Raw genomic sequence first — 20,340 nt, forward strand, 5'->3', positions numbered from 1 at the left:
TCTCTCTAAAAATCGGCTGCGGGTCAATGGCGCTGATGCGGTTGTTCTGCGTACTTTTTAATAACGTTAGCCCGGATAAAATATTGGATATAAGGATAAAAATGCGGTCACTGCAATAATGCAGCATAGATAATGTCAGCAAGGGCTGCGCCGTGATCGGCAGTGGGGTCCGGCGGCTTCGTCGCATAGATATTACCATTCTTTCCCACCACGATCAGTGCGGGATACTGACTGATATTGTATTGTTCCAATACCCCCGCTACCTGGTCGCCGGCCTGCCATTGCACACCGGGATACCTGGCGGAAACATTGTTGTTACAATTGATATGAATGAACACCACTTCGTCTTTATTAAAACAGGTATTAATCTCGGAAAGTGAAGGCAGCAGCGGGTCTTCAGCATTATAAAAATGTAGCAGCACTACCTTACCGGCAAAATAACGGAGGTTGACAGGATGACCGGAACTATCCGGAAAACTGAAAGCCGGCGCAGGCATTCCTTTGCTGATTCCTTTCCTGATCTTGCTGTATTTAGCGGCAATCGCCTGTTTACAAACGGCATGCTGCACAATGGACAAGTAATCCTGGGCACAACTTGCCAGCTCCTCCTGCTGGCCGCCGGCAGCCAGACTTTGCAGCAACTGATGCGCCAGTAATTTATCGCGCAGCAGACCGGAATAATGGGTCTTGATCCATTCATAAATATCCTTTTCCGTACATTGGCTATGCTGCTGCATCACGTAATCCGCTTCCGCTTTTTGCAGCAGATAATTCAGATAACGTATAGCCAAGGCCGTAGTATCGGATGGAACGATAGCCGGCAAAGCAGGTCTGATTACACGCTGATACAACAAAGCCTGCTCCTCCCCTGGAGACGCCTGCCAGAGGCATCCCATTATTTTGGCGGCTGTTTCCCCCAGTACATTGGCCCGCACCACCGTATACAAGGTGGGTGGCAGGCTATCATGATAAGTCCGCAACATATTTTCCGCCACCAATAACTGCTGCTGGTACCAGGTCGCTTTGGAAGCAGCGTCCTCCAGCTGCGGCGGCGGTATCCGGTCCTGCGCCCTGCGGGTCAGGTATTGCACGCGGCAGGCTACCGCCCCCCGGCCGGCTACTACCAGGGTGTCTTCCCCAAACGTAAGGGAAATGCTGTCTCCCGGATGAAGGGTACCGTAAAAGTTATGAGAACCGCCCGCATCCAGGTAAAAAAACAAGGCCGGCGCCGGTACTGCCGGCAACCGGAAACAAAAACTATCTTTCTGTATAAGGGAATCCAAACTCATGGCGGCCGAAATTCCCGGCTCATTCCACCAGGAAACCGATATCCGCTGCCCGTTCCCGCCCTTTACCCTGCCGGAAATGGTAGTGACCGTTTGTGCGGATACCTGCATCATCAGGAATCCTACTGAAAATAAGAGTGACAGTTTTCGGAAGCATTGCATACACAGTAGTTTTAGGGACCTATTAAAGGGACGTGAAAAATCCCCACAGTAAAAACCGCAGGGGGTTGTATTCACAACGATAGTAAATGAAAACTCTGATGTTTTGAGCTGTTCTAGTTTTTTTAGGATGCGGCCTTTGTGTTTTTTCGATCACAATGATAGACTGAATTGCGAATTGAAATGTTAATGAGATCTAAACATCTGCCTATTAACAAAAATTGGATAAAACAGCAAGGAAGGGCGAAATGCGACAAGAAGATAAAAATCGATTGAATAACAACGTAAAACATCAACGGCTGTCACCCACCCTACCAGGTGCGCAACAGCCGTCAGCTGTAATGCCTTACTAAAAAGCAGTTTTCAGAAAAGCACAGATATCTCCCGATATCATTTTCTACAAAAAATACGTGTATCCGTATCCGTGTAGTTCAGATATCTCCTGATATCATCTTCTAAAAAAATACGTGTAACCGTATCCGTGAGCATCAAACCAACTGTTAAATATTAAACCAGTACACCAGCTTTAACACCAACGCCCTGTTCTTTACATAAAATGGTTCCGGCAGATAGTTATCGGTATATACAATAAACAAATCGGAAGCAGGACGATACCGCCACTGGAAGCGGGTATTCACGTTCATGTTCTTCTGCTGTTCGTTATACTGCATAAAGCCGGTGAAAAATAGTGTATTCGTCATCGTTACATCCACCCGGGGGCCCACCAGCCAGAAAGAGTTTTTCCCCCAGGGCTGTGGTAAGCGGATATCATTATAGTTGGCACTCAACGCTATGCTCACATATGGCTGGAAACGATATCCCAGCTCTGCATTGGTCATCAAACGGGTACCGCCTTCGTAATAACCACCATAACGGGCAGAAAACGCATAGGTAAACAAACTCTGAGGCTTGGACACATAATCCGCCCCCACCGTATTCCAGCTATGCCGGGTACCGGTATGCAGACTATCCTTACCGGTATTCGTAGGATCAAAAGGATTCAGCAATTGGATAAACGTATTGGAACTCCAGATATTCAACGTATTACGCTTGCGGAAAACGATACCATAATTCAGCATCGTTTCATTATCGGTACGATGGAAATCTTCATTCAAAAACCAGGTGCCCGTTACCTGCGGACCATGGCTCAACACCGGGCCCGACTGCGGAAAGAAAAGCCGGGTTACCTGTGGCATCAGCTTGATATAACCCTGCCGCGGCACATACCCTACTTCGGCATTATAGTTACGCCCTACATATTCATGCTGCCAGCTGATGTTCCACACCTTACTGGTGTATTGCAGGTTGGCCGCATGAGCAAAGTCATGCCCGCTTTTACCCGGACTATAAGATTTCAGCAACATCGCTTTACCCGTCCAGAAGTTATTGGAAGAAGCCAGGTTATACTCCAGTCCCATGTTGCGGTTATAGCGGGAATAAACCGGCTTATCTACCTCCTTGGCAGGATCATAATTCAGCGACTCTTTGTTGATGAAGATAAACCCGAGATTGGAGCGGGAAAACACCCGTCGCTGTAAAGCCGCCACCGTAAAGTTCTGTGCCGGCAAACCAGTCTCCTCCTGTTTTCCGGTTTGCATATTCATGATACCCAACCGCCAGTCCTTGTTCAACTTACCACTTAAACGGGCGCCGAAATGAATAGGCACCCCTCCCAAACCTATACGCCGGGAGAAGAACGGCCGGATAGTGCTATAACCGAAGTTGGAAAACTGATCTCCGTTTTCCAGGAAAAACTGCCGCTTCTCGGGGAAAAACAACTCGAAACGGTCCAGGTTGGTTACCTGCTTATCCACATCTACCTGGGAAAAATCCGGGTTCACGGTCAGGTCCAGGTTCAGCGAGGAAGTCACTGCTACCTTGGCATCCAACCCTACGTCCCGGCGAAATTTACCGGGCGTTCCCTTGTTGTAATCTTTCACCACACCGCCCAGCAGATACGGTATCAGGGAAATATTAGGTCCTGCTGCCGGCGGTACCGTATCCCAGTCGAGGCTACCGGTGTATGCCAGCGACGCCGTGGCAAACTGTCGGGGAACAGGCGCCCAGGCCGATTTCTCCGTAGTCTTAAGATCATTGCGGCTGAAGTTGATGCCCCAATGTGTGATGCCTTTTTTATAACGGATGGTCTTAAACGGAATAGCGGCTTCAAAAACCCATCTGTCCTTATAATTCTTTACAATGGAAGTCCATTTGTTATCCCAGCTCAGATCCACTTTACCGCCATCATACATCAAACCGTCCCATTGCGCCCCTGCGGCATTGGCGCCGAAAGAGAAACCATTGGTCTGGTCATCGAAAGGGTCCATAAAGAGCAGGAAGTTATCATTCTTCAGAAAAGCAAAATCACGTCTCAGCGACTCTACCATATAAGGACCGGCGTCGGGCGTGTAGCTCTCTACCAACAGATAGATATGCTGCTGATCGTAGGTCATACGCACATCCGTACGCAGCCTCGCTGCGCTGGTATCCATCGGCAGCACCATATGAAAATTGGTGGCTACATCTGCATCCTGCCAGGCTTGTTCATCAATGACACCATCCACTTTTACGGGCGACGAAGCTCTCTTTATCTTCAGATGGTATGACTCGTTTTTCTTTAGCTGCTGCGCCTTTGCTGTTACTGCTATGGATACACAGCACAGAAGACACAAAACACGTGGAATAATACGCACAGTTTGGTTATTATGGGTTGAACGAACAAAATACAAAAAAGCAAAAACGCTGTCAGAGAAAATGGATGACCGGTAAATAGTGCTCGCAAAGATTTATAAGAAAGCAAAGATCTTTTTTAATATTAATAAGAAAGCGAAGGAGCGAAGACCAACATTCGATCTTCGCTCCTTTGCTTTCTTATTATATTCGCTTCAATAACCTTCGTGCTCTTTGCTTTCTTATAAATCTTTGCGAGCGCTAGTTCCGGTTGTTTTTCAGCTGTGATGTCGGCTGCGGCACTTTCACGGTAGTAGTGCGGCTGCTGCGGCCACGGGTATTGAATACCCTTACTTTCAGTATTTTACCGCCTGCCTGAACAGGACCATTGTAAACGGGGCTTTTTATCGTAGGCTCTTCACCGTTAGTAGTGTAACGGATCACCAAACCAGGCATCTGCACATTTACTTTTGCCACACCTTCTTCTACAGATACACCTGCAGTAGGAATACGCCAGTTGTAACCACCGTTGTAGTAGTCCAGCCGCGGCATTTCACGTTTGCCCATTACATTGGAGAATACGCTCCAGGCCTGTGCATACAAAGCGTCTGCTTTAGCAGGATCTTTTTCAGTCGCCCAGGCAGGGTCCTGCGCCCAAGCCCTTTCTGCCAGCCCCAGGAGTTTAGGCAGCATCATATATTCCATACGATCGGAATTAGTCACCGTTTCGCTCCACAACAAACCTTGCAGACCGCGGATATTGGATTGACCGAAACCAGTCAGCTTGTCCTTGCCTACAAACGTCTCCGGAGTTACGGGATTTCCCCTGCCATCTACCTTGGAATTTTTGTAGTAATCGAAAGGAATGAAATAAAATGGTTTATCCACATCTACGAAGCCACCCCAGTAAAAGCCAGGCTCATCAAAGGATTTCATGGCAGCCATGTCAAAGTAGAAGTTGCTTACACCGGACAGGATTATTTTATAACCTGCGTTAGCCAAACGATAGGACAGATCTTCCTGACCACCGCCAATCACGTTATTCCATACGTTGAGCTGGAAATTATCGTTGGCAAAATCGGGGTTTGGAATGCTCGCCGCCGCGCCATCGATGGTGGTTTTACGCATACCGGCTTCTTCCCATCCGGCTGTTTCCAAGCCACGGGCCTTCAGCAGATCATTCACTTTGCGGTAGTAATAGTACCAGAGATCATTCACATCTTTCACGCTCTTGTCCTGTTGCATGAGCGCCAGGCAGGCAGGAGATTTTTCAAATACGCCGTGAGGTACTTCGTCGCCGCCCATATGCACCGCCGTCAGCGGAGCGCCGGCTTCTTTATACATAGATTGCAGTTCTTCCACTACCTTATCCAGGAAACGGTAGGTAGAAGGCAATGCTACGTTCATCACGTTATCGTTCCAGTTTTGAACGGAGCGGTATTGAGATTTATCTTCCAGGTCGGAGAGCAGGTATTCTTCCGCCTCTTTGTCTTTACCCGCTGCTTTCAGCTTGTAATAGCGGGCTTCCATGGATTTAACCGCAGCACGGGCATGACCGGGCGTTTCTATTTCGGGCAGTACGCGTATATGCCTTTCCGTTGCATAGCGTAATACCTCGATAAAATCTTTGCGGGTAAGGTATCCGGAACCGGCAGCGTTGCTGGTATCGGGACCGGAGCCGTAGGAAGGCGGCAGCATATTTTTCCAGTCGGTGCTGTGGCCGCGTTTAGCGCCCACCTGCGTCAGTTCAGGCAGGGAAGGAATTTCCAGGCGCCAGCCTTCATCATCGCTGAAGTGGTAGTGTAATACGTTCAGTTTATACAGGGCCATCACATCGAGGATCCGTAACAGATCACGTTTGTTGTGATAGTTACGGGCCACGTCGATCATAAAGGCGCGGTAGTTAAAGCGCGGATGGTCGCTCACCTGTACGGTGGGTATGCTAACGGACTTCTGTGCACCGGCCCATGCAGCAGGCGCTATCAGGGACTTCAGGGACTGGATGGCGTAAAACGCGCCTTCATCGCTGCCGGCAGTGATTTCCACGCCTTCAGGGGATACCTTCAGCGTATAGGCGTTGGCGGCCAGGTTTTTATCTACCAGGAAGCTAACGGTTTTCTTACCGGCAGCGCGTTTACCCAGCAGGGTAGTCATCTCATTTTCCAGGAACTTACCGGAAGCGGCCAGTTCAGCATCTGCTTTAATCACCGGAGGAGCGTCCAGCAGCAGGTTTCCGCCGGAGGCGGTAACCGACACAGGAGTCGGGAAAATCAGCGGAAGCTGCGCAGCAGGAATATCCTTCACGGCTGCATTCTGTTTAAATATATCCGTTGGCGTTATAACGGCTGTTTTATCACCGGGATAACGCATCAATTGTTTCGCAGTAGTAGAAGGACGGATGGTATAGTCCTTAATCGGCAGCCCTACTTCTTTCTGGTCGTCCCATACGAGGTATAAACCGGCTGGCGCGTCGGTGAAGTTAACGGCCCAGGCATCCCCTACGATGTTCAGTTTCAGGGAATCTCCCGGTGCAATACCTTTAAAACCTTCCGCAGGCGTGAAGCGGAACAGGTCACCGTTAATATGCTCCACTTTTACATGCCCGGGCAACTCTCCGCCTTTCACTTCACGGATGAAGTTAAAATACAGTTCCCAGCCTTTGGCAGGAAAAGGTTTGTCGCTGTTGTTAACAAAGGTGAAGGTGGACAGGAAATTGGCCTTCCCCTGATAATTATTTTCTCCTACTTCCCAGCTGGTTTTCAAGCGGGCGGCGTCGAAAGGAACGGCTTTCCTGGCCTGGGAAAACACAGCAGTGCTGGTAAGCAACAGTCCCGTTGTCATGAGTTTCCCTAAAAACTTATGCCTGATCATGTTTAGAATAAATTAATAACGATAAAAATGAATGCTACAATGGTTATGAATACAGGTGGATAGAAAATGGCATTGGTCCCGGTCATATCTGGCTCCATCCACGGCATCCGTGTAATATAAAACCAATCTCCCACAAATGCAAATAAGCGTAAATCACGCCCACAGGGCAACAATCCGTTACACTGTGTTGTTAATCGATTGCAAAATAGTCGCATACGCCGGCGGATAATTTTTTTTAACTTTAGTAGCTAACGATTAAACGATTTATTTTTATGGCAAAAGCGTTTATTGGATATTCGATTGCGAGCCTGGTACTAATCATTGGTCTTGGATTCTTTTTTCCCTGGGTTTACTGGTTGCTTATTCTTGTCTTGCCGCTCATTATCATGGGGGTGATGGACATGATGCAGACCAAACACGCGATTATCCGCAACTACCCCATTTTCGGGCGGATGCGCTACTGGATGGAGGCTTTGCGCCCCAAGATTTACCAGTATTTTGTAGAAAGTGATATTGATGGCAGTCCGGTGAACCGGGTAGATCGCTCCACTATCTACCAGCGCGCCAAACGGGAGCTGGATTCACAGCCTTTTGGCACCCAGTTCAACGTATATGCAGAAGGGTATGAATGGATGGCCCATTCCATACAGCCGCATGATTTTGAATCGATGAACAAAGACCCCCGGGTAGTAATTGGCGGGCGTGACTGCCGGCAGCCCTATTCTGCCAGCATTTTCAACGTAAGCGCCATGAGTTACGGCTCGCTCAGTTCCAATGCAGTAGAGGCCCTGAACGGCGGCGCCAAAATCGGCAATTTTGCCCATAATACCGGTGAGGGTGGTATCAGCGATTTCCACCTGAAACAGGGCGGAGATATCATCTGGCAGATTGGTACCGGCTATTTCGGTTGCCGGGAGGACGATGGTAATTTCTCTGAGAAGCTGTTTGCCGAGAAAAGTGTGCTGCCACAGATAAAAATGATAGAACTCAAACTCTCACAGGGCGCTAAGCCCGGCCATGGCGGCATTCTGCCGGCAGCCAAAAACACGCCGGAAATTGCCGCTATCCGTCACGTGAAACCTCACACCACCGTCTACTCTCCCCCTTACCATAAAGCATTCAACAGTCCGCGTGAAATGATGCTTTTTATTAAAAAGCTGCGTGAACTGAGCAATGGCAAACCAGTGGGTTTTAAGTTGTGTATCGGCCAGCACCGTGAGTTTTACGCCATCTGTAAAGCGATGATGGAATCAGACATCTATCCCGATTTTATTACCATAGATGGCGGTGAAGGCGGCACCGGTGCAGCGCCACCGGAATTCTCCAACTCTGTAGGGATGCCACTGATGGATGGACTAGCCTTCGTGCATGATACGCTGACAGGTTTCAACATCCGTCACCATATAAAACTCATCGCTTCCGGCAAAGTGCTGACAGGCTTTCACCTCCTCCGTGCGCTGGCTTTGGGCGCAGACACCTGCAACAGCGCCCGTGCCATGATGATGGCCCTTGGCTGCATACAGGCATTGTTGTGTAATACCAACCGCTGTCCTACCGGCGTAGCTACGCAGGATAAATGGCTGGCAGCCGGCCTGGTGGTGGATGATAAGAAACAACGGGTAGCCAATTATCACCGGGATACCATCGAAAGCGCCGTAGAACTGACCGCAGCGATTGGTCTGCCGGACCCGCATAAAATTACCCGCCGGCATATTTTCCGCCGGGTATTTATGAACCAGATCCGTACTTTTGAAGACATCTACCCCAGCACGCCACAGGGTTTCCTGCTCGAAGGTCAGATACCGGACCACCTGAAGGAACAACTGGCGACGGTGCGGACAGACAGCTGGAATTTTGGAATATAGTCTTATAACTGATAAAGGGCACGGGCGTTATCGTGACAAATTTTCTCTGCCAGCGACAGCGGGAAATTTTTAGTAATCAGCTCCAGATCTGCCATTGCAAAGGGTTTAGGCGCCCTTGTCGATGGCAGGTCTGTCCCAAATACCAGTGCCGCCGGGTTAATGGCGGTAATTTGCCGCATAGCGGTGACTACATCAAAATCGCAGCGGCTAAAGCCGGTAGCTTTTACAATAGCCCCTTTTTCCACCAATGGCAGCAGGTACTTAAAGCCCGCTTTAGACAATCCCAGGTGATCGATCACGATTTTAGGGAGTTTATGCAGGGTGGTGGAAATACCGGGTAGTTGCCGGGAATCGATATACAATTCCACATGCCATTTCACCAGGTCATATACTCTTTGTCCTAATTCTTCGAGGTGACGGGTACTTTCTGAGCCGCCCCGCTGAACATTGAACCGCACTGCGCGTACACCCGCCTGATGAAGGGCAATAATCTCTTCATCGGTGGTGTTCGCAGGTATCTGCGTAACGCCTGCGAAACCCGGTCCCAGTGTATCCAGGGCAGCCAACAGGTATTGCTGGTCGAAACCCTGAAAAGAGCCGGACACGACGGCGCCGCCGGTAACATTCAGATGGAGTGCTGCCACCTTTTCGCGGTAATCTGCTACGGTAAAAGTTGGAGGAACGTATCCCTGGTTAGGGATCAGGGGATAACGGGGGTCAATGATATGCAAGTGTGCATCGAAAACTGTGATAGCCATGATTTATGCTGATTTCGCTGATTAGCGGAGATTATGTTTTGTTGTTTGTCATTTGATATTTCTTATAATATAAAGTAACGGCTAATTATTGAATAAAAAATAACTTGTTTGGTGTCATATGTTACTCCCAAAGCCACAATTATCTCAAGCTACCATCACTTCATCACTTAAACAACAAAACGCAATCTCCGCTAATCAGCAAAAATCATGACCATCACAGTTACAGTTCCATGGCCGATGCTGCCGCTTCGTCCACAAACCAGTGCAGTTCACCATCCTGCGGACGGATCAGCTGTGAAGGGTATTTATCTGCATCGAAAGTGCCTTCTATAACGCTTTTGAGCGTAAGTGCCTTATTGGCGCCGGTAGTCAGAAACAGTACGCAGGCGGCATCGTTTACGATAGGTGCAGTGAGGGTGATGCGGTACATGTCCTGTGCCGGGAGAAAAAAGGCTTTCACCCAGGCTTCTTCTTCATGTACCACGGCAGTACCGGGGAAAAGGGATAAGGTATGCCCGTCGTCGCCCATGCCCAGTAATACCAGGTCGAAAGTCAGTTCTTCATCCTTGAAATATTTACGCAGTATTTGTTCATATTCCACGGCAGCCTGTTCGGGTGCGATATCCGTGCGCATCACATGGATATTTTCCGGTTTTACCGGCACTTTATCCAGCAGTACGTCGAAAGCCATGCGGGCGTTGTTGCGTTCATCTTCAAAAGGGACAGCCCGTTCATCGCCCCAGAAAAAATGGATTTTTTCCCAGGGAAGAATTTCGGCATAAGGAGCTTTAGCCAGCAACGCATATAATTGTTTGGGCGTACTACCGCCGGACAGTACGAAGGTGAACTTTTCCTGGTCCTGTAATACTTCCTGTATATAGTTGCTGATCCAGGCAGCCACGTTTTCACTGAGCTGGGCAGGATCTTTGGCGATGTGTAATTCCATAGTGCAGTAAATTATTATTTACGCAAAAGCGCAAAGCAGCAAAGACGCAAAGAGCAATTAAAAAGTTAAAAAGATCTTTGTGTATTTGCTGCTTTGCGCTTTTGCGTAAGACTTATTTAGAAGGTAAGTTTATCCATGTATGACCATCTCTGGCGATGAGCGCATCCGCTTCATCCGGTCCCCAGGAATCCGGGGAATAATTCGGGAAGTCTTGCGGAGTGCGGTTTTCCCATGTTTCCAGGATAGGCATGATCACTTTCCAGGCAGCATCTACCTGATCGCCGCGCATGAAGAGGGTGGCATCACCTTCCATTACATCGAGCAGCAGTGTCTCGTATGCTTCCGGAGCGTGTTCGCCATTGGCATCTTCATAATTGAAGGTCATATCTACCGGGTCCAGGGTCATGGTTTGACCGGCACGTTTGGCCTGGAAGCGGATACGGATATCCATTTCCGGCTGAATGCTGATGGTGAGCCTGTTAGGGCGCCATGTCTGGGCGGCTTCCTGCGGGAAAGCGTAGTGAGGCGCTTCCTTAAACTGCAGGATAATATTGGTCGCTTTCTGGTTCATGTATTTACCGGTACGTACGTAGATCGGTACACCCTGCCAGCGCCAGTTATCGATATAAAATTTCACCGCAGCATAGGTTTCGATATTGGATTTAGGATCTACGCCCTTTTCCTCACGGTAACCCACTACTTTTTCTCCTTTTTTCCAGCCGGAAGCGTACTGACCGCGTACCGCGAATTCATGTACTTTATCCGGTGTAATACGGCGGATGGCGTTGAGTACATCCACTTTTTTATTACGGATTTCGTTGGCATCGAAAGATACAGGGGCCTCCATACCGATCATGCAGAGGATCTGCAGGATGTGGTTCTGCACCATATCGCGCAGGGCGCCGGCTCTTTCATAGTAGCCACCGCGGCCTTCGAGGCCTACGCTTTCAGCAGCCGTAATCTGGATATTATCGATAAAGTTACGGTTCCACACCGGTTCAAAAAGTGCATTGGCAAAACGGAAAGCCAGGATGTTCTGGATGGTTTCCTTGCCCAGGTAGTGGTCTATACGGAAGATCTGCTCTTCAGTGAATTTGGAGGCCAGCAGTTCATTCAGCTCATGTGCGCTTCGCAGGTCGTGACCGAATGGTTTTTCGATAACGATGCGGGTGCAATGTTTATCGCTGCACAGGTTCAGATTGCCAAGGCGGGTAGCGATGTTGGGCACCAGCTGTGGCGCTACTGCCAGGTAAAAAATCACATTGGGATGTACGCCCCATTCTTCCTCCTTCTGTTTGACGAAGTCGGTTATTTTATTGTAAGCCGCCGCGTCTTCCGCATCCATCTGGAGATAGGTCACATGCTGACTAAAGTCTTTCCAGTGGCCGTTTTGTTCCCCTTTTCTGCGGGAGAATTTGGTGATACCGTCCAGCAGGTGGGTACGATAGTCTTCGTCGGAATATGGGCTGCGACCCAGACCGGCAATAGCGAATTGCTCGGGCATCCAATCGTCGAGAAAAAGATTGTATAACGCAGGTGTTAGTTTCCGGTAGTTCAAATCGCCGCTGCCGCCGAAAATAAAGAGGATGGAAGCAGGAGGGCGTTTATGGATCTGCATATATAAAATTAATAATGAATTTTATGAGTTGTTACGCTGCCATTCCGTGTGGAAAGTACCCGGGATATCTGTCCGCTGGTAAGTGTGCGCACCGAAATAGTCGCGTTGGGCCTGTATCAGGTTGGTAGCCATTCTGCCGGTACGGAAGGCGTCGAAATAAGACAGGGCCGACATGAAGCCGGCGGCCTGGATACCGGTTTGTGCCGCCTGGGCCACCACGCTGCGGGTGTTGGCTTCCACGGACTGTACGAGGTAGGCTACGCCTTTGTCCAGGAGAATATTGCCCAGATTGGCATCCTGCTGGTAGGCTTGTGTAAACACTTCCAGGAGGGAAGAGCGGATGATACAACCGCCTCTCCATACTTTCACTACTTCCGGCAGCGGAATTTCCATTTGCAGGTCGCGGGATGCTTCATGCAGCATGGCCAGTCCCTGTGCATAGCTCAGGATGGTAGCGAAATACAGGGCGTCGTGTACCTGTTTGATCCACATTTCGCGGCTTACATGAACAGTAGTGTCCGGAGCGGTATACAGTTTTTCCGCTTCCAGGCGCTGTTCCTTGTAACCGGAGAGGGTACGCATAGCTACGGCGGTATCAATTACCGGCACCGCCACGGGCAGTTCCATCGCATCCTGGGACGTCCATTTACCGGTGCCTTTGGAACCGGCTTTATCGGAGATCACATCCAGGAGGCGGGCGGAGGTTTTATCGTCGGCTTGTTTGAAGATGTCGGCGGTAATTTCCACCAGGAATGACTGCAGGGCGCCGTTATTCCAGTCGGTAAATACCTGGTGCAGCTCGTCGTTATTGAGCCCTGCGCCTTTTTGCAGCAGCGCATAGCTTTCGCTGATCAGTTGCATGATGGCGTATTCGATGCCATTATGCACCATTTTTACGTAGTGGCCGGCTCCTTCTTTACCGAGGTAGGCCACACAGGGCGTATCCTTTACTTTGGCCGCGATGGCTTCCAGCATAGGTCTTACCTTGGCGTAAGCGTCGAGATCGCCGCCCGGCATAATGCTGGGGCCTGTACGGGCGCCCTGTTCGCCGCCGGAAACACCCATCCCCATAAAGTGGATGCCTTTCGGGCGGAGATACTGTACCCGACGTAAGGTGTCGGTATAATGGGAGTTTCCCCCGTCTATCACCACATCACCCTGCTCCAGCAGCGGTATGAGGGATTCAATCACATCATCTACCGGCTGACCAGCAGGTACCAGCATCATCAGCTTGCGCGGACGTTCCAGCAATTGTACCATAGTAGCCAGCTCTGCAACGCCCTTCACAGTTGTTCCCGCTGTGGCGGCAGATTCCAGCGCGGCATTCTTTGCAGCGTCTTTATCAAAGCCGATCACGGAAAAGCCATGATCCGCCATATTGAGTAACAGGTTGCGGCCCATTACTCCCAGGCCAATCATTCCAAAGTCATATAAGCTGTTTGCCATATTGAAGTGTAGTTATGCTAATAGGAGATGTAAAAGTAGGGAAGAATTGTGAATTACCACGGACGAATTATGATTTCCATGTTGAACAAAGACCTTAGCGGAACATGGCTCTGCTAAGGTCTTCACTGTTATTTTACTATTAATAAACGGGGGATCAGGCGGAATTCCTGCCGGCATTGATAATTCCGAAGGAGCAACGCATAATTAGTTTTTCATACGTTTCCCGGCCGTGACCATTATTGGTGTCGGCATCCAGCTCCCGTATGCGGGTCAGCGCATATTGTTGCGTGGTCAGCAAGGGCAATACGATCCTTTCCCGCATTTGGATAGACAGCTGATCGATCGGACTGGCTTCCATCAGCTCGGATTCGCCGGTAAGGCGGAGCAGGAATTTTTTGGTCAGCTCAAATTCATCATATATCATCTGCCATACTTCCCCATATTGCGGATGTTTGGCCAGATAGGCCGTCAGCGGGAAATAGCTCTTTTTCATGGCCATTTCACAGTTGTCCAGCAGGGTACGGAAAAACAGCGAATGCTGGTACAGGTGTTCCAGCGCCTCCCATTTACCCTGGTCGTGCAACTGCTGCAGGGCGCTGCCTACGCCGTAATAACCCGGTACATTCTGTTTCAGCTGGCTCCAGGCGCCCACATAAGGTACCGCCCTCAGATCGTTGAGGTTGAGCTTCGCGTTGGCGTTGCGTTTACTCGGACGGCTGCCGATATTGGCTTCCGCATAATAACGCAGCGGGCTGGCATGGTCCAGGTATTCGAGGAAATACGGATGGTTCTTCAGTTTATTGTAAGATGCATATCCTGCATTGGCCAGGGATTGCAGCAGGTCTTCCTCCGCTTCGGTGAGCGTTACCTCCCGGGAGGAAAACAGTTCATTGGTGATGCCGGCATGTACCAGCTGTTCCATGTTGAACTGGGCAGCATCCACGGTACCGAAATTGGAGCTGATGGTTTGTCCCTGTATGGTTTGTTGTATCTCCTGGTTGGCGATATTACGTCCCATGGAGGCATAGAACTGGTGTGTTTTGCCACCGCCGCGGGCCGGGGGGCCTCCCCTGCCATCGAAAAACACCACGTCCACCTCGTATTCTTTGGAGATGCGGGTCAGTTCTTCCTTAGCTTTATAGATGCTCCAGTTAGCCATCAGGTAGCCGCCATCTTTGGTGCCGTCGGAGAAGCCGAGCATGATGGTTTGTTTGCACTGGCGGCGGCGCAGGTGTTCGCGATAGGCCTCATTTTCATACAATGCTCTCATCACCTCTCCTGCATGACGCAGGTCATCGATGGTTTCAAAGAGCGGTACGATATCGATGGTCATCGATTCTTTTTGCCAGCCGCTCAGCAGGAACAGGCCGTAGACCTCCATCACATTGAGTTCGCTGGTACTGTGACTGATAATATAGCGGTGACAGCCTTCTTCCCCATTAGCCTCCTGTATCTGTTTAATAGCAGCGATGGTACGCAGCGTATCCTGGTGCAGCGGGTTTTCCAGCAGCGCCGGATCGATGGCCTGTTGGATATTCAGCAGTGCATTAATTCTGCCGGCATTGTCCAGCGAGGCATAATCTTTCGGCAGCGTGTCCGTGGTGGCAGCCACCGCGTCGAGCAGGGCCATGTGGATGGAGCTGTCCTGGCGTATATCCAGTGACGTAAAGTAGAGGCCGAAGATTTCCACTTTACTGGCGAGGTTGTCCACCAGGTGAACGAACAGGCCGTTGTGCTGTTCCACGATTGTTTTTCGTATATCCGCCAGCGTGTCCAGTATTTCCTGGCGGCTGATATCAGCTTTATGGCCGGCGGTAAAGAGGTTGCGGGAGAGTTTATCTTCCAGTGCGGCCACTACGTTTTCCACGCCTTTGAAAGTCAGGCGGCGTTTCAGGTTACGAACTTCGCGGAAATAGCAGCGCATAATAGAGGCGCGGAGGGCGGCGGCCACTTCCACGGTAGTAGCTGCGTTCACGAAGGGGTTACCGTCGCGGTCACCACCGGGCCAGAATCCCATGCGGATCACGGGGTTATCGGCGCTGACGGCGCCCGGGAACTGCGCCTTCAGGAAGGACAGGATACGGCCGCCGGCGCGGTAGAATATGTTTTCAAGGAACCATACCAGGCTGATGGCTTCATCATAAGGTGATGGTTTCTCTTTTTTAAAGAAAGGTGTTTTACCCAGCTGTTGCAGGTACATGTTTACTTCGGAAGTATTTTCCTCCACCAGTGCCCGGGCCAGGTCGTTGATGATACCGAGTACTTCTCCGGGGTAGAACTGGGTAGGGTGCGCGGTGAGTACCAGGCGCACCGAAAAATGTTTCAGTTTTTCCTTCAGGCTGGCCTGGGCCTGTTCCTGGATCACTTCCGACTGCAGGTGACGCAGGGTACCAGCCCCTTCCAGGTCGCGGATATAGCGGAATGCGGCATCTTCCAGGGCATCGAACAATACCACCTGCCTTTCGGCGTATTGTACGAAGCGGAACAACAGATCGGTTCGCTGTTGTTCATCGCGGTACGTGGTATACTGCTCAAAAAAGGACTCCATAATGGTTTGGGGACTGTTCCCGCGGGCGTATCCTTCCTCGCAGTGCAGGAGGAAGAGGGAGAGAAAGATGCCCGTCTTCTCTACCCGGTGAAAGGGCAGAGAGGTGAAGAGACTGTTATACAGCTGAAACTTTGTGCCAACAAGGTTTTTGAACTGCTGCAACGAGTTATTTACCGGCGCTTCCATACTAATAAATCCATTTATAGTGCTGAAGAAGAGAACTAAGCGGCCGTTAAATTAATAATTATTTTGCTTAGTTGTTTATATATCAAACGCTTTATTTTTTAATTATTATTTTACATAACTGAAAAATGTTTGAAAAATTTCTAATAACAAAAAATCCCGGCCGCAAAGTGCGGACCGGGAGCATAGGTATCAGAACAGCGGAAAACTGATTATGTTCATGTTGATTCCTGAAGTATGGGCATAAGGGATTTGAACAATCGGTTGATTGCAGTTTTTTTTAAGGTTAAATGAATTAAAGTTTTTGGAAAAGGGCGGAAGGAAAGTGTATAGGTGATTCCTGTTAAATGGATGCAGGCCGGTATTACTGGTTGTCGAGACGGAAGCTAATGGGCAGGCTGAAGAGTACTGTCACAAATTGACCGTTTTGTTTACCGGGCCTCCACTTCGGCATCTTACGTACTACACGTATCGCTTCTTCTTCCAGGCCAGCGCCTTTAGCTGCACCGACTGTTTTCACTTCGGAGATAGAACCGTCTCTGCTTACTACAAACTGTAGGAAGATAGTACCTGCAACACCGTTCTCCTGCGCCATGCGCGGGTAATTCAGGTTTCTGCTCAAATACTTCATCAAGGCTTCTTCTCCACCGGGAAATTCCGGCATTATTTCTACAAAAGTACGGATCTCATCACGCTCTGGTGCCGGTGGTGCAGTAACTACACCCGTTGTAGTTCCTCTTACATCCACCAATCCATCCGGTACACCATTCGGATCTCCGTCTGTTTTTTCAAAACCAATGGCGTTGTCTCCGATGTCTCTGATTTTTGGAGGCTCTTCATCTGGTCTTACATCTTTGTCGGGTACTACAGCCAGGGTGGCAAAATCAACGGTAGGCGCTGCCGGCGGCGGAGTTGACTGTACCGGAGGAGGTGGCGGTATAACCGGGTCCGGAATCACCTCTTCTATCGGATTAATCATAGTGGGCGTTTCCCTTACGGTGAGCGGCCCTATCTTATCTTTTGCCATTAATGTATTGTTCAAAGCATATCCACCCACCATCACCAATACAATAGAAGCGGTACCCATAACGGCATTGCGTACACGACGATCATAACGGTTGCGCAATGAGTAGGCCCCATAATCTTTGTTTCTTCCTTCGAAAAGGATGTCGAGGAATTCATTCCCCGGGATTTTAGCTGAGTCCATGGTAATTTGTTTTTTAACTAGATGTGGAGGAAAAATATTTTCCATAAGAAAAATGAAAAATATTTTCCGGAGGGGTGACTACAGCGGGGGGTTGATCTGTATAAAAAAGAAGCCCCGGCATGCGACCGGGACTTGCTGGCACTGGGAGCCTTACCTGAAAACAAGTGGTTCCTTCCTGATAAAATTAGGCTTTCCGAAAAAAGTATAAGCGTTTACGTTAGTACGCCCTTTATCATTAGTTTTTTTCCTGATGATCAACAGGCGTTCTCATAGGATAAATAAAGTAAGGTGATAATCCCCGGCGGTGGAGGCAATCATCCTGCAACACCCACCAGTATTGTTTAGGATAATGCCTCTTGACCGGAGTATATAGCTTCCGTTAGTTATCGGTTGACAGCCGCCGTAGCAGGTGAAGTAGTCAGGAAACCGAAGTGGTGTAACTGTTCCTGGCCGGCAGCCTGGATGTATTGTATCCACTCGCGGATAATGGGTTTGTTTTTATCGAGCGACCGATCGTAACTCAATACGACGTCTTCTATGGGAATACCTGCCGGGGGCGCGGTTTCCAGGCGTCGGATCAGCACATCGAGATCGGCGTAAAAATCTTCTGTATTTTCCAGTTGACCGTTGCCGTTCAGATCGAGCGGGATCACGGCAATATCGTGTACGGGTTTACGGTTGCGCAGGTCGTAGATGAAACCGGGGTTATTAAACGATATAGCATCCGGATCTTCCTGTACAGCCTTGAGCAGTTGCTGGTCATCTCCCGGCACCTGTTTCCCTTTAATATCTTCAAAAGCAGCACCATAAAAGGATGCAAAGGTTACCGGCGCGCAGGATTTCTCCCTGCGATTGTATACCACTGCTTTTTCCGAAGTGGTTTCTCCCCCGTTCCGTTTAAAGTATAATGCCCGCAAAGCATCTACCGTTAATGGTTTGGCGGCGTATCCGCTTTTGGTATTGGTAACCGGCAGCAGGGCGTAACGGGCCACCGGTGTGTATTGAAAGGTTTCTTTTTTCTGGCTGATCCGTTGGGCAACAAAATGTATTACTGCCTGTGATGCTGCCGGATCTCTGGGAGATACCAGCCGGAATATGGTTTGGGGGTGCGTTTGCCGGAACTGGTCAATCCATTCCTGTACCAGGGGGAAAGTAAAACGTGTACCCGTAACCGTTATAGTATCTGAAACCTGGCGGGCGCTGACAGGAGAAGTGATAAACCCTGCAGCCACCAGGAGCATGTATCCTACAATTTTCATAGCAAGCGATTTTGGAATCAATCATATGATATGCCAGGAAGGCGCGGGTAGGTATGATACTGAAAAATTTACCACCAATAAATTTGCAGCATACCATCCCCGCAGGCCTGACCAGGCATTCTATTTACAGCTTACAGAACGCAAAGATGTATTTGTCAACAGCTACAACAACCTTGCAGCACAATCATATGATGGAAACAGGTATCGTTTACCTTTGATATTATCAACGCTTGGGAACGTAGTCCACAGTCCTGAGTATGCCGGTTCATAGTGTATTGTTTAACACAATTGTCAATTAATGGCGGCTGCTCTTTGCTGGTGGATCAAAGGATGCCGGGAGTATTGCCTTATTCTCCCTGTCGTAAACTATTAGTCTACTGAATTGGTAGACAAATATACATCGAGTTTTAATAATTCCAAATTTTTTCTCACAAAGATTTTTTCTCGCAAAGGGCGCAAAGATTTTTGTTTGATGTAAGTACGCAAAGGAGTGGAGACCATGTTTTACATTAAAACTTGTTTACCGCTAGATATACCGGGAAAACATAACATAATCTGGCGGTCGGTCTCCGCTCCTTTGCGTACTTACATCAAACAAAAATCTTTGCGCTCTTTGCGAGACAACCATCGCTGCGTGCATAAATAATCTATTTTTGCCCTATGAAATCACATGTGAAGAATATCCTGCTGCTGATCGTTGGCGCATTGATATTTGCGGTAGGTATCAATTACCTGGCCATCCCCAATAAACTTTCCGAAGGCGGGGTTATCGGTATTACCATCGTTACCTATTATTACTTTGGCTGGTCGCCCGGCATTACCAACCTGATCATCAACGCATTCCTGATAGTAGCGGGTTACCGGCTGCTGGACCGGCGGGTGATGTTATACACGATACTGGGCATCATCTTTTGTTCCCTGTTCCTGTACCTGACAGAAAACAACCTGACGCCGGTCACCTCCAACACCTTGCTGGCGGCCATTTTTGCCGGTCTGCTGGTCGGCATTGGCATAGGCCTGGTATTCCTTTCCGGCGGCACTACCGGAGGCTCGGCCATCGTAGCCCGGATGTGCCAGAAATACTTCGGCTGGTCGCTCGGCAATGCGATGCTCATCTTTGATATTGTAGTAATTGCAGCATCCGCCTTCATCATCGGCCTGGAGAAAACCCTTTATACCTTTATTGCCGTATACATCGGCGCCAGGGCCGTAGATTATATTGTAGACGGTCTGAATACCAAAAGGGCTATTACCATTATCTCCCAGCATACTCCCCAGATAGCCGAAAAGATCACCGGGGAAATGCAACGGGGCGCCACCGTATTACATGGTCATGGCGCCTATACCGGCGACCGGAAAGAAGTATTATATGTAGTAATCGGCAAACAGGAGCTGATGCGCCTCAAAGAACTGGTACAGAAAGCTGATCCTGAAGCGTTTGTTGTGATTCACGAAGTGCACGAAGTATTAGGCCGCGGCTTCTCCAAATAAAACTTTCCAGTCATTCATTTTTTCCCGGGTATT

General features: G+C 49.3%; 12 protein-coding genes. 2 read left to right on the forward strand and 10 right to left on the reverse strand.

Features of this window, described 5'->3' with window-relative positions:
* Positions 1-107: 107 nt before the first annotated feature.
* From ICL07_RS30810 to ICL07_RS30820, 3 genes are all read right to left on the reverse strand, one after another.
* The gene (locus tag ICL07_RS30810; protein ID WP_188091895.1) at positions 108-1,448 is read right to left on the reverse strand and encodes a TlpA family protein disulfide reductase; all 1,341 of its coding nucleotides are present in this window, start codon (positions 1,446-1,448) and stop codon (positions 108-110) included.
* A gap of 497 nt (positions 1,449-1,945) precedes the next feature.
* Entirely contained in the window at positions 1,946-4,117 is a 2,172-nt protein-coding gene (locus tag ICL07_RS30815; protein WP_223152150.1) for a carbohydrate binding family 9 domain-containing protein, read from the reverse strand.
* A gap of 259 nt (positions 4,118-4,376) precedes the next feature.
* A complete protein-coding gene (locus ICL07_RS30820) occupies positions 4,377-6,986 on the reverse strand; it encodes a family 20 glycosylhydrolase (RefSeq protein WP_246485212.1) in 2,610 nt (869 codons plus the stop codon).
* A gap of 272 nt (positions 6,987-7,258) precedes the next feature.
* Between ICL07_RS30820 and ICL07_RS30825 the strand changes: the two genes are divergently transcribed.
* The gene (locus ICL07_RS30825; protein ID WP_188091896.1) at positions 7,259-8,851 is read left to right on the forward strand and encodes an FMN-binding glutamate synthase family protein; all 1,593 of its coding nucleotides are present in this window, start codon (positions 7,259-7,261) and stop codon (positions 8,849-8,851) included.
* A 2-nt stretch (positions 8,852-8,853) separates the two neighbouring features.
* Here ICL07_RS30825 and ICL07_RS30830 read toward each other — a convergent pair whose 3' ends face one another.
* The 7 genes from ICL07_RS30830 to ICL07_RS30860 all read right to left on the reverse strand — a co-directional run bounded on the left by ICL07_RS30830 (position 8,854) and on the right by ICL07_RS30860 (position 18,816).
* Positions 8,854-9,609 carry an amidohydrolase family protein gene (locus tag ICL07_RS30830; protein WP_188091897.1) on the reverse strand — a complete coding sequence of 252 codons (756 nt, stop codon included), beginning with the start codon at positions 9,607-9,609 and terminating at the stop codon, positions 8,854-8,856.
* Between the two features lie 220 nt (positions 9,610-9,829).
* Positions 9,830-10,555, reverse strand: coding sequence for a 6-phosphogluconolactonase (gene pgl / locus ICL07_RS30835; RefSeq protein ID WP_188091898.1), 726 nt, complete (start codon positions 10,553-10,555; stop codon positions 9,830-9,832).
* A gap of 112 nt (positions 10,556-10,667) precedes the next feature.
* On the reverse strand, positions 10,668-12,173 hold the full coding sequence (gene zwf, locus ICL07_RS30840) for a glucose-6-phosphate dehydrogenase (protein WP_188091899.1): 1,506 nt from the start codon (positions 12,171-12,173) through the stop codon (positions 10,668-10,670).
* A gap of 21 nt (positions 12,174-12,194) precedes the next feature.
* Complete coding sequence (gndA, locus tag ICL07_RS30845; protein WP_188091900.1) at positions 12,195-13,619, reverse strand: NADP-dependent phosphogluconate dehydrogenase; 1,425 nt, start codon at positions 13,617-13,619, stop codon at positions 12,195-12,197.
* A 154-nt stretch (positions 13,620-13,773) separates the two neighbouring features.
* Positions 13,774-16,353: a phosphoenolpyruvate carboxylase gene (locus ICL07_RS30850; RefSeq protein ID WP_188091901.1), complete on the reverse strand. Its 2,580-nt coding sequence runs from the start codon at positions 16,351-16,353 to the stop codon at positions 13,774-13,776.
* A 361-nt stretch (positions 16,354-16,714) separates the two neighbouring features.
* Positions 16,715-17,557, reverse strand: coding sequence for an energy transducer TonB (locus tag ICL07_RS30855; RefSeq protein WP_188091902.1), 843 nt, complete (start codon positions 17,555-17,557; stop codon positions 16,715-16,717).
* Between the two features lie 383 nt (positions 17,558-17,940).
* Positions 17,941-18,816: a type 2 periplasmic-binding domain-containing protein gene (locus tag ICL07_RS30860; protein ID WP_188091903.1), complete on the reverse strand. Its 876-nt coding sequence runs from the start codon at positions 18,814-18,816 to the stop codon at positions 17,941-17,943.
* Between the two features lie 660 nt (positions 18,817-19,476).
* Between ICL07_RS30860 and ICL07_RS30865 the strand changes: the two genes are divergently transcribed.
* A complete protein-coding gene (locus tag ICL07_RS30865; protein ID WP_188091904.1) occupies positions 19,477-20,307 on the forward strand; it encodes a YitT family protein in 831 nt (276 codons plus the stop codon).
* The last annotated feature ends 33 nt before the right edge of the window (positions 20,308-20,340 follow it).

It is taken from the genome of Chitinophaga qingshengii, assembly GCF_014529935.1.
GTDB lineage: Bacteria > Bacteroidota > Bacteroidia > Chitinophagales > Chitinophagaceae > Chitinophaga > Chitinophaga qingshengii.